This is a genomic window from Kosakonia sp. (genome assembly GCF_032052965.1).
GTDB lineage: Bacteria > Pseudomonadota > Gammaproteobacteria > Enterobacterales > Enterobacteriaceae > Kosakonia.
On the sequence record NZ_DAMBVN010000004.1, the window covers coordinates 222,629 to 234,712 of the forward strand.

The following is a 12,084-nucleotide window of genomic DNA, read 5'->3' on the forward strand; positions in this document are numbered from 1 at the left end:
AAATGCTTTTTAGTGTTTATATACTGAAAGAGAATGACAAGTTCGTACGCGCAATGTGAGAAACAGGGGGCAAGGGATGTTGCTTAAGAAGTTGTATGGTCGTCGGATGTCAGCGCTGAGTTTGTGTCTGGCATTTGCATTCGCTCCACTGTTTAATGTGCAGGCTGATGAGCCTGAAATGGTGCCTGTCGACAGTTCTGCAACGCCGGGTGAACAGCCTACGGTGTTGCCACAGCCGCTGGCGCAATCGCCGGCGACTGCCATGATGGCCGGTATCACGCCTTATCCATCGGGTGTCGATGTGGCGGCAGTGCGGGCGCAGTTGCAGTCGCAATTGCCGGCTAACTGGACACCGGTCTATATGAATCAGCTTGCTGCGCTGTATGCTGCGCGCGGGCAAAAACCGATGTGGGACAACCGCGACGCCGTCCAGGCATTTCAGCAACAACTGGCGGAAGTCGCTATCGCTGGTTTCCAGCCGCAATTTACAACCTGGGTAGAGCTGTTAACCGATCCGAATGTTTCCGGGCAGGCGCGCGATATTGTGCTTTCAGATGCCATGCTGGGCTACCTGCAGTTTGTGGCCGGTATTCAGGCGAAAGGCCAGCGCTGGCTTTATAGCGATAAGCCATACACCCTTGCTGTACCGGCGCTTTCCGTGATCAACCAGTGGCAAGTGGCGCTTGATAACGGCACGTTGCCCACCTTTATTAACACTCTTGCGCCTCATCATCCGCAGTATGCCGTAATGCACCAGTCATTGCTGTCACTGGTGGCGGATTCCCGCCCGTGGCCGCAACTGACCGGCAAGGCTTCGCTGCGTCCTGGCCAGTGGAGCAACGATATCCCTGCTTTGCGCGAGATCCTGCAACGCACGGGGATGTTAGATGGCGGGCCGAACATAGCCCTGCCAGGAGATAACGTTGCTGTTAGCCCCTCTGCGCAACCGGTGAGTAAAACGGCCAGTGCGCGTGGGCCCTACGATCGTCAACTGGTTGAAGCGGTAAAACGTTTTCAGTCATGGCAGGGGCTGCATGCGGATGGCGTGATTGGTCAGTCAACTCGTGACTGGCTGAATGTTTCCCCGGCGCAGCGTGCGGGCTTGCTGGCATTAAATATCCAGCGTTTGCGTCTGCTGCCGGGTAATCTCGCCACCGGTATTATGGTTAACATTCCGGAATATTCGCTGGTTTACTATCTCAATGGGAACCCGGTGCTGGCTTCACGGGTGATTGTCGGCAGGCCGGATCGCAAGACGCCAATGATGAGCAGCGCCCTGAACAATGTGGTCGTCAACCCGCCGTGGAACGTGCCGCCGACACTGGCACGGAAAGACATTCTGCCGAAAGTATGGAACGACCCGGGATACCTTGAACGCCATGGCTACACCGTGCTGCGCGGCTGGAACAGTAACGAGGCGATCGATCCCTACATGGTCGACTGGGCGACGATTACGCCGTCGAACCTGCCTTTCCGCTTCCAGCAGGCGCCGGGAGCGCAAAACTCGCTTGGGCGTTATAAGTTCAATATGCCGAGTTCTGACGCCATCTACTTGCATGATACCCCCAACCATAACCTGTTCCAGAGAGAGACGCGCGCGCTGAGTTCTGGCTGTGTACGGGTGAATAAAGCGTCTGAACTGGCGAATATGCTATTGCAGGATGCGGGCTGGAACGATACGCGAATTTCCGACGCGTTAAAGCAGGGTGATACCCGCTACGTTAATATTCGCCACGATATTCCGGTCAATCTCTATTATTTGACGGCATTCGTCGGGAGTGATGGTCGAACGCAATATCGTACAGATATTTACAATTATGATCTGACGGCGCGATCGGGCGCACAAATCCTGGCAAAAGCCGAACAATTAATCAGGTAAATGAAGCAGTTCGTAAAATAACGTTGTCGTAAGAGAAGGTGAAAAACGGGCCTTGCAGGCTACAGAGCCCGTATTTACTGGGATGAGGCAACCTTGACGTGGCGTTTGATGCCCGGTAAGGTGCCTCTCGTGCGCAAAAGTGCATACATTACGTTCAATTTTGTTTTATCTGTAGACCTGATTACCATGGATAAATTTGACGCTAATCGTCGCAAATTGCTTGTGCTAGGTGGGGTTGCTCTTGGTGCATCCCTCTTGCCAGTACAGGCGTTTGCCACCCTTTCTACTCCGCGCCCGCGTATTCTGACGCTTAATAATCTCCATACCGGGGAATCTATTAAAGCCGAGTTCTTCGACGGCAGGGGCTATATTCAGGATGAATTAGCTAAACTTAACCATTTTTTCCGTGATTATCGCGCGAATAAAGTCAAAAGCATCGATCCGGGATTGTTCGACCAGCTTTATCGTCTGCAGGGGCTGCTTGGAACACGCAAACCTGTACAGCTCATTTCGGGTTATCGTTCTGTTGACACCAATAATGAACTGCGCGCGCACAGTCGCGGTGTGGCGAAAAAGAGTTATCACACCAAAGGACAGGCTATGGATTTCCATATTGAAGGGATTTCACTGAGCAATATTCGCAAAGCTGCGTTATCTCTGCGCGCTGGTGGTGTAGGATATTACCCCAGCAGCAACTTTGTGCATATTGATACCGGGCCGCTACGGCACTGGTAAAACTCAGGCCTGAGCTACAGGAGCAGCATGAACTATCGCATTATTCCGGTTACCGCGTTCTCCCAGAACTGTTCGCTTGTCTGGTGTGAACAAACCCAACTTGCCGCCGTGGTCGATCCCGGTGGTGATGCGCAGCGCATCATCGACGAAGTAAAAGCGTCGGGCGTGACGCTGACGCAGATATTGCTGACGCATGGTCATCTTGATCATGTCGGGGCGGCAGCCGAACTGGCGCAGCACTATGGTGTGCCAATTATTGGCCCGGAAAAACAAGATGAGTTCTGGCTACAGGGCTTACCGGCACAGAGCCGTATGTTTGGTTTAGAGGATTGTCAGCCTTTAACGCCGGATCGCTGGTTGAATGAAGGCGATACGGTCAGCGTCGGGAAGGTGAATCTGCAGGTGCTGCATTGTCCTGGTCATACGCCAGGCCATGTGGTGTTCTTTGATGCGCAGTCGCGCTTGCTGGTTTCTGGTGACGTGGTCTTTAAAGGCGGCGTTGGGCGCAGCGATTTCCCGCAGGGCAACCATGCGCAACTGATCGACTCGATCAAGCGCAAATTGCTGCCGCTGGGGGACGATGTGACCTTTATTCCAGGGCACGGGCCGATGTCGACGCTCGGAAATGAACGATTGCATAATCCGTTCCTGCAGGACGAATTACCGGTCTGGTAAACCCGCAACAAAAAAGGTCGCCGCGGCGACCTTTTTACTTTCACGGGCTATTACAGCACCGCGACGATAGCTTCACATAGCGGTGACATGTTATCCGGCGTCATGCCCGCCACATTGATACGCCCGGAGGCGACGGCGTAAATGCCAAACTCTTCGCGCAGACGCAATACCTGCTCTTTGGTCAGTCCGCTGAACGAGAACATACCGTTTTGCCGCGTGATAAAGCTAAAATCACGATCTGCCCCTTTCTCCTGCAATGTATTCACAAACAGCAGACGCATACGCTGAATGCGCTGGCGCATGTCGGTCAGTTCTTGTTCCCAGATGGCGCGCAGGGCATCGTTGCTGAGAATCGTCGCGACCACAGACGCACCGTGCGCCGGTGGGTTAGAGTAGTTGGCGCGGATCACCGATTTCATCTGGCTGAAAGCACGATCGGCGCTCTCTGCATCAGCAGCAACCAGCGTACAGGCGCCCACGCGCTCATTGTACAGGCCAAAGTTTTTCGAGAACGAGCTGGCAACCAGCAGTTCTTTATGCAGCGCGGCAAAGGCGCGTAAACCTTCTGCATCCTCTTCCAGACCGCGAGCAAAGCCCTGGTAAGCGAAGTCGAACAGTGGCAACCAGCCTTTCTCTACCGAGAGCTTAGCCAGCGTTTCCCACTGTTCCAGTGTCGGATCGATCCCCGTTGGGTTATGGCAGCAGCCGTGGAACAACACCACATCACCTGCCTGCGCGTTATTCAGGCTGGACAGCAGCCCTTCGAAATCCAGCGCGTGGTTTTGCGCGTCATAGTAAGCGTATTCGCATACTTCCAGACCCGCAGAATTGAAGACGCCTTTATGGTTCGGCCAGCTTGGGTTGCTTACCCAGACGCGTTTTGCGCTGGTGTTCCTGGCGAGGAAATCCGCCGCAACACGCAGACCGCCAGTACCGCCAGGGGTTTGCGCCGTACGTGCACGTTTGTCATTGATAATCGCGTTGCCTTTGCCGAACAGCAGTTCCTGAGTACAACGACCAAATTCAGGAATACCGTCAATGCCGAGGTAATTCTTGGTGTTTTCATTTTCCAGCAGATAAAGCTCCGCTTTTTTTACGCTGGTCAGCACCGGAGTCTTGCCGGTTTCATCCTTATAGACGCCGATCCCTAAGTTGATTTTATTGGGGCGTTCATCGGCGCGAAACAGATCGGCCAGACCCAGAATGGGGTCGGCGGGGGCGGCGGTTATATTTTCAAACATGACGAGGTTCCATTTTGATGACAGAAGGGAAATCCGCTATCAGGTTAACGGCTGTGACACAAATTGCCAACCGTTTGCGATAAAAAGCGCGACACTTTTCAAAAGTTGCTGGTATTTCTGATTTACATATAAAAAAACAGGGCCGAAGCCCTGTTTGATATGCATATAAACAGTCGAGGGTGACTGATTAGAACTGGTAAACGAGACCTACAGCAACGGTGTCGTCAGAGTTGATGCCCAGTTTGTTGTCTTTGTCGATCTGGTTGATCTGGTAATCAACATAGGTAGACATGTTTTTGTTGAAGTAGTAAGTTGCGCCCACTTCGATGTAGTTGATGAAATCTTCGCTACCAATACCTGCAACATCTTTCGCTTTAGATTTGTAGTAAGCGATGGACGGACGCAGACCGAAGTCGAACTGGTACTGTGCTACAACAGAGAAGTCCTGAGTTTTGTTCAGGTAACCGCTAGTAGAAGCGCTGGCACCCGGAAGTGTGGTGCTCATGCGGGTAGCATTACGGGTTTCACCGTACAGTGCTGCCAGGTAGATATTGTTCGCATCATATTTCAGACCAGTTGCCCACTGCTCAGCTTTTTCACCAGACGTGCCGTAATTGGTGTTAGCCTGCTGGTCATTGGTACGGTCAGCTGCGCCGTAAGCGCCAACGATGCCGAAGCCCTGGAAGTCATAACTTACAGAAGTCGCCCAGCCGTCGCCGTTGGAACGCGTTACGTTATCAGAACGCTCGTTTTTGCCGAGGTACTGAACACCGAAGTTCAGACCATCAACCAGGCCGAAGAAGTTGGTGTTACGGTAAGTCGCCAGACCGCCGTTACGGCCAGAGAAGAAGTTGTCGCTATTGCTGGTATCACCACCGAATTCCGGCAGCATATCGGTCACACCGATAGCGTCATATACCAGACCGTAGTTACGACCGTAGTCGAAAGAACCTGCGTCGCCGAATTTCAGACCAGCAAATGCCAGACGAGTTTTATTATCGGTCTGAGCATCTGAACCTTCAGAGTTGTTACCCTGGAAGTTGTATTCCCAACGACCATAACCAGTCAGTTGATCGTTGATTTTGGTTTCGCCTTTGAAACCCAGACGAGCATAGGTTTTGTCGCCGTCGTTACCATCGTTGTCAGAGAAGTAATGCAGACCTACAGCTTTACCGTAGATATCTACTTTGTTGCCGTCTTTGTTGTAGATCTCAGCAGCGTTAGCTGCACCCGCTACCAGCAGGGCAGGGATAACCACTGCCAGGATATTGCGCTTCATCATTATTTATTACCCTCATTGGTTTTTTTTGAACACCTGCCACTGCCGCCAATAAATTCCGTCAATAAAAATTTACGGAACTATTGATGAGAGTTTGGTGTCTTTCTGTGTCTGAGAGGCATCTTTCCAAACATGTACACGTTACGCTAGCCTGAAAGTGCTACAAATGTCTTAAAGCAGTAACAAAAAGAAATATTGTGTAAGAATTTATTAATTTTGGGGAACTTTGTGAACCACCTCAAAATTCAGAACTGACTGCTGATAAAAACAACACATCCTTTCCTATTTATATGAATTACTTATATTTAATTGAGATAATGTCTTTTCTTATCCAGGAATCGTTCTCATCATGCTTTTTCTTATGACGACGTTTAGCCATCCAGATAGCCGTGTCTTTTTTAACCAAACGTGCGAACTTTTGCCTTTACGCCTTGCAATAATTTGCCATGTGAATTGTCTGTAAGAAGTATTTAGCGGGGAAATTTCAGGAGAAGCGGAAGGCGCAGCGCAGGTAAGTGTGTAAGGGTTTGAAGAGGGTGTTAGTGATTGTTACCAGCACTGGAATAAAAAAGGCCAGCGCGATGGCTGGCCTTTTGGCAAACATTAAAACGTTGCGCTGCGTGGTGTGCGCGGGAATGGGATCACGTCACGAACGTTCTGCACGCCGGTGACATAAGCGATAAGACGCTCAAAACCCAGTCCAAAACCGGCGTGCGGTACAGTGCCGTAGCGACGGAGGTCGCGATACCACCAGTAATCTTCTTTATTCAGACCCATTTCGGCCATACGGGCATCCAGCACATCCAGACGCTCTTCACGCTGCGATCCGCCGATGATTTCACCGATCCCCGGTGCCAGCACGTCCATTGCGGCAACAGTTTTACCGTCGTCGTTAAGGCGCATATAAAACGCTTTGATATCTTTCGGGTAGTTTTTCACCACTACCGGCGCTTTAAAGTGTTTTTCCGCCAGATAACGTTCATGTTCAGAAGCCAGATCGACGCCCCAATACACCGGGTTTTCGAAAGTCTCGCCGCATTTCTCGAGGATGGCTACCGCGTCGGTGTAATCCACCTGTGCAAAATCCGCTGCGATAAAGCGCTGCAGACGGCCAATAGCATCTTTGTCGACGCGCTCTTCAAAGAATTTGAGGTCGTCCATACGTTCGTCGAGGACGGCTTTAAAGGCATACTTCAGCATCGCTTCGGCCAGACGGGCGTTATCGTCCAGGTCGGCAAAAGCCACTTCCGGCTCCAGCATCCAGAACTCCGCCAGGTGGCGGCTGGTGTTGGAGTTCTCTGCACGGAACGTCGGGCCGAAGGTGTAGATTTTTGACAGGGCGCAGGCGTAAGTTTCGCCATTGAGCTGGCCTGATACAGTCAGGAAAGACTCTTTACCGAAAAAATCTTTGTCATAGTCCACTTTGCCTTCAGGCGTACGCGGCAGGTTTTCCATATCCAGCGTCGAAACGCGGAACATTTCACCAGCTCCTTCAGTATCGGAAGCGGTGATCAGCGGCGTGGAAACCCAGAAGAAACCCTGCTCATCGAAGAAACGGTGCAACGCCTGCGCCAGCGTATGACGAACGCGCGCAACGGCACCGATCAGGTTAGTTCGCGGACGCAAATGCGCGACTTCACGCAGATACTCAATGCTGTGGCGTTTCGCCGCCATCGGATAGGTATCCGGATCTTCAACCCAGCCAGTCACTTCAACGTGTGTGGCCTGAATTTCCAGGCTCTGGCCTTCACCCGGCGAAGCCACCACTTTACCGGTGACAATTACGGAACAGCCGGTGGTCAGACGCAGCACTACGTCATTGTAATTGGGCAGAGAATTATTAATAACGGCCTGTACAGGATTAAAGCAGGAGCCGTCATAAACGGCGAGGAAGGAGATACCAGCTTTAGAATCTCGGCGGGTGCGCACCCATCCGCGTACGGTGACTTCGCTGTCAACGGCAACGCGGCTATGGAATACGTCGGCTACAGGCACAACGCTCATAATATTCTCTCTGTTAATAGTCGGAAAAAATAAACACTTGTCCGCCCGATAAGGGGGAATATCTATGTTACCTGGCATACGCCATCAGACAAGCAGAATTCGCAGGAACAATTAATAAATTGTCGGCAAAAAGAAGGGAGCCGTCTGGCTCCCTGATGATTAGCTGGCTTTTTTCACCTGCGGCAGGTCAAACGCTTTGCGCAGGGCGCGAACAAACGCCTTATCATGGCAGATGGTTTTGCCGGGGCTGTCCGATAATTTAGCCACCGGTTTGCCGTTACACTCGACCAGCTTAATCACAATATTCAGCGGCTTAACGTCAGGGATATCGCACGTTAAGCGGGTACCGATGCCGAAGCTGAGATTAACCCGTGATGAAAAGTGGCTGTAGAGATCCAGCGCTTTATTGAGATCGAGGTTGTCAGAGAACACCAACGTTTTGGACAGCGGATCGATACCCAGTTTTTCATAATGGGCGATGGCTTTTTCACCCCATTCCACCGGATCCCCTGAATCATGACGCAGTCCCTGATAACGGGTCGCGAATTCCGGGCCAAAGTCGCGTAAAAACGCATCCATCGTAATACAGTCGGTGAGCGCAATCCCTAACTGACCCGGATACTCTTCCAGCCAGGCCGCAAGGGCAGCACGCTGGCTGGTGGCAAGGCTTGGGCTGATTTGCTGATGCGCCTGGAACCACTCATGTGCCTGGGTGCCCATTGGCGTCAGGGAAAGACGGCGTGCCAGGTCGTAATTACTGGTACCAACAAACCAGGGTTCCTGTTGAAGGCGTTGCACAATGGCTTGCTGCACATCGCGTGAGAAACGACGACGGGTGCCGAAGTCCATCAGACGGAAGCCGGACATATCCAGCGCGGCGGTTCTTACAGCAAAATCCGCCAGCTTTTCTTCCAGATGCAGCAGAGCCTGCTGCACACCCATCTGTGGTGAGCGGCAACGGTGTACCACTTCACTGATCATCGCCAACAGCGGCACTTCCCACATAATCACTTCACGCCACGGGCCGGAAAGACGAATGTTGAGCTTGCCGTTGTCGTTGCTGATCGTGACCTGTTGCGGGTCGTAACGGAAGTTACGCAGCCAGTCGAGGTAATCAGATTTGAAGAAAGGGAGGCTGGACAGCCAGCGGAACTCGTCATCCTGCAAGCGCAAATGTTGCATGGCATCGACGTGTTCGCGGATCGCGTCAGCATAGATGCCGAGCAGGTCGTCGCCGCGACAGCGGAATTCTGCGGTTACGTGCACATCATAATAATGATGGAACACCGCCTGCTGCATATGCAACTTGTAAGCGTCGGTATCCAGCAGCGTTTGCAGACCAGGGAAAGCGAGTTGAGTCATGGCGCGCAGTAGCATCCTCTTACAGGAGCGTTTAGTACAATAAACAAAGCAGGTAAGTTGCTGGAGTATACCTTGTTTACCAATTTATTGAACCCCGATCACACCACATCGCACAGAATGGGTCGATGGCATTTCGTGCCTCTTGTTGCATAAATGTAGCAAACAGAGCGTTTCCCTCTGAAAAGATGAAGATTCTGCGTGGCGCGTTTTACGCAACCGGAATAGACTGGAGTCGTAACCACACAGAAGATGCTAAAGGTTTTTTATGACACAACAGCCACAAGCTAAATACCGCCACGACTACCGTGCGCCGGATTACCTGATTAGCGATATTGACTTGACCTTTGATCTCGACGCTGCCAAAACCGTCGTCACTGCGGTGAGTAAAGTGTCACGCCATAGCGCCTCTCCTGTACCGCTGCGTCTGGATGGCGGCGATCTGACGCTGATTTCCATCCATGTTAACGACACTGCCTGGACCCAATATAAAGAAGAAGGCAACCAACTGGTGATCGACGGTCTGCCGGACCGCTTTACGCTACGCATCGTTAATGAGATCAGCCCGGCGGCGAATACTGCGCTGGAAGGGCTTTATCAGTCCGGTGAAGCACTGTGCACTCAGTGCGAAGCCGAAGGGTTCCGCCATATTACCTGGTATCTTGATCGCCCGGATGTGCTGGCGCGCTTTACGACCAAACTGATTGCGGACAAAACCCGCTATCCGTTCCTGCTGTCCAATGGTAACCGTGTCGACCAGGGCGAACTGGACAAGGGTCGCCACTGGGTACAATGGCAGGATCCCTTCCCGAGACCCTGTTATCTGTTTGCGCTGGTGGCGGGGGATTTTGACGTTCTGCGCGACACCTTTACGACCCGCTCCGGGCGTGAAGTGGCGCTGGAGTTGTATGTCGATCGCGGTAACCTCGACCGCGCACCGTGGGCGATGACCTCGCTGAAAAATTCCATGAAATGGGATGAAGCGCGTTTTGGACTGGAGTACGATCTCGACATTTATATGATCGTGGCTGTCGATTTCTTCAATATGGGGGCAATGGAGAACAAAGGGTTGAACATCTTCAACTCGAAATATGTTCTTGCCCGTACCGATACCGCCACCGACAAAGATTATCTCGATATCGAACGCGTGATCGGCCATGAATATTTCCATAACTGGACCGGTAACCGCGTGACCTGCCGCGACTGGTTCCAGCTCAGCCTGAAAGAGGGGCTTACCGTGTTCCGCGATCAGGAGTTTAGTTCTGATTTAGGGTCACGCGCGGTAAACCGCATTAACAATGTGCGCACCATGCGCGGCATGCAATTTGCGGAAGACGCCAGTCCGATGGCGCACCCGATCCGTCCGGATAAAGTTATCGAAATGAATAACTTCTATACACTGACGGTGTACGAAAAAGGGGCTGAAGTGATCCGCATGCTTCATACCCTGCTTGGTGAAGAGAACTTCCAGAAAGGGATGCAGCTCTATTTTGAGCGTCATGATGGCAGCGCAGCGACCTGCGACGATTTTGTGCAGGCGATGGAGGATGCATCCAATATCGATCTGTCTCATTTCCGCCGCTGGTACAGTCAGGCAGGCACACCGATTGTCTCGGTGCAGGATGATTACAACCCGAACACCGAACAATACACCCTGACCATCAGCCAGCGCACCCCGCCAACGGCGGAGCAGCAGGAGAAGCTGCCGCTGCACATCCCGTTCGATATTGAACTGTACGATAACGAAGGCAAGGTGATCCCGTTGCAAAAAGGCGGGCATCCGGTGCATCACGTGCTGAATGTGACGCAGGCCGAACAGACGTTTGTGTTTGATAATGTCTACTTCCAGCCGGTACCGTCGTTGCTGCGTGAATTCTCTGCGCCGGTAAAACTGGAATATAAATGGAGCGATCAACAACTGACCTTCTTAATGCGCCATGCCAGCAATGACTTCTCACGCTGGGATGCGGCGCAAAGCCTGCTGGCGACGCACATTAAACTCAATGTGGCGCGTCAGCAGCAGGGGCAGGCGCTGTCGCTTCCTTTGCATGTGGCAGATGCTTTCCGCGCGATCCTGTTGGATGAAACCATCGATCCGGCCCTGGCGGCGGAGATCCTGACTTTGCCTTCGGCGAATGAAATTGCCGAACTGTTTGAGGTGATTGATCCGCTGGCAATTGCCACGGTGCGCGAAGCGCTGACCCGCACGCTGGCGACCGAACTGGCTGATGAGTTCCTTGCCGTGTATAACGCACATAAACTCGACAGCTATCAGGTCGAGCATGCAGATATTGGCAAACGTGCATTGCGTAACACTTGCCTGCGTTATATCGCCTTTGGCGATGCACAACTGGGCGACAAACTGGTCAGTAAGCAGTATCACGACGCCGATAATATGACCGATGCGCTGGCAGCTCTGTCTGCAGCCGTGGCGGCGCAATTGCCTTGCCGCGATACGCTGATGCAGGAGTACGACGACAAATGGCATCATGACGGTCTGGTGATGGACAAGTGGTTTATTTTGCAGGCAACCAGTCCGGCAGATAACGTACTGGAGACGGTGCGTGGATTGCTGAAACACCGTTCGTTTACGCTGAGCAACCCGAACCGTATTCGTTCGCTGATTGGCGCCTTTGCCGGCAGTAATCCGGCGGCGTTTCATGCGCTGGACGGCAGCGGTTATCAGTTCCTGACTGAGATGCTGACTGAGCTGAACAGCCGCAACCCACAGGTGGCCTCGCGCCTGATTGAGCCGCTGATCCGCCTGAAACGCTATGATGCCAAACGTCAGGCAATGATGCGTGCGGCGCTGGAGCAGTTAAAAGCGTTGCCGAACCTCTCTGGCGATTTGTACGAAAAAGTCAGTAAGGCACTGGCGTAACAAAGAAGAGGGGCGCTGTTCGCGCCCCTTT

General features: G+C 52.4%; 8 protein-coding genes. 4 read left to right on the forward strand and 4 right to left on the reverse strand.

Features of this window, described 5'->3' with window-relative positions; genetic code table 11:
- The first annotated feature begins 76 nt into the window (after nt 1-76).
- From ldtD to RTX30_RS07815, 3 genes are all read left to right on the forward strand, one after another.
- On the forward strand, nt 77-1,879 hold the full coding sequence (ldtD, locus tag RTX30_RS07805; protein WP_312688619.1) for a L,D-transpeptidase: 1,803 nt from the start codon (nt 77-79) through the stop codon (nt 1,877-1,879).
- A 186-nt stretch (nt 1,880-2,065) separates the two neighbouring features.
- Nucleotides 2,066-2,614 carry a YcbK family protein gene (locus RTX30_RS07810; RefSeq protein ID WP_312688621.1) on the forward strand — a complete coding sequence of 183 codons (549 nt, stop codon included), beginning with the start codon at nt 2,066-2,068 and terminating at the stop codon, nt 2,612-2,614.
- Between the two features lie 27 nt (nt 2,615-2,641).
- Nucleotides 2,642-3,289 (forward strand): MBL fold metallo-hydrolase, encoded by a 648-nt coding sequence (locus tag RTX30_RS07815; protein WP_312688623.1) that lies wholly within the window; start codon nt 2,642-2,644, stop codon nt 3,287-3,289.
- Nucleotides 3,290-3,339: 50 nt separating this feature from the next.
- Here RTX30_RS07815 and RTX30_RS07820 read toward each other — a convergent pair whose 3' ends face one another.
- The 4 genes from RTX30_RS07820 to pncB form a co-directional block, all read right to left on the reverse strand.
- Nucleotides 3,340-4,530, reverse strand: a complete 1,191-nt coding sequence (locus tag RTX30_RS07820; protein ID WP_312688625.1) for an amino acid aminotransferase — start codon at nt 4,528-4,530, stop codon at nt 3,340-3,342.
- 187 nt (nt 4,531-4,717) lie between these two features.
- On the reverse strand, nt 4,718-5,812 hold the full coding sequence (gene ompF / locus RTX30_RS07825; protein ID WP_312688627.1) for a porin OmpF: 1,095 nt from the start codon (nt 5,810-5,812) through the stop codon (nt 4,718-4,720).
- Nucleotides 5,813-6,412: 600 nt separating this feature from the next.
- Entirely contained in the window at nt 6,413-7,813 is a 1,401-nt protein-coding gene (gene asnS / locus RTX30_RS07830) for an asparagine--tRNA ligase (RefSeq protein WP_312688629.1), read from the reverse strand.
- A gap of 159 nt (nt 7,814-7,972) precedes the next feature.
- A complete protein-coding gene (gene pncB / locus RTX30_RS07835; protein WP_312688630.1) occupies nt 7,973-9,175 on the reverse strand; it encodes a nicotinate phosphoribosyltransferase in 1,203 nt (400 codons plus the stop codon).
- Between the two features lie 265 nt (nt 9,176-9,440).
- Here pncB and pepN point away from each other — a divergent pair, with 265 nt between their 5' ends.
- On the forward strand, nt 9,441-12,053 hold the full coding sequence (gene pepN / locus RTX30_RS07840; RefSeq protein ID WP_312688631.1) for an aminopeptidase N: 2,613 nt from the start codon (nt 9,441-9,443) through the stop codon (nt 12,051-12,053).
- Nucleotides 12,054-12,084 lie beyond the last annotated feature (31 nt).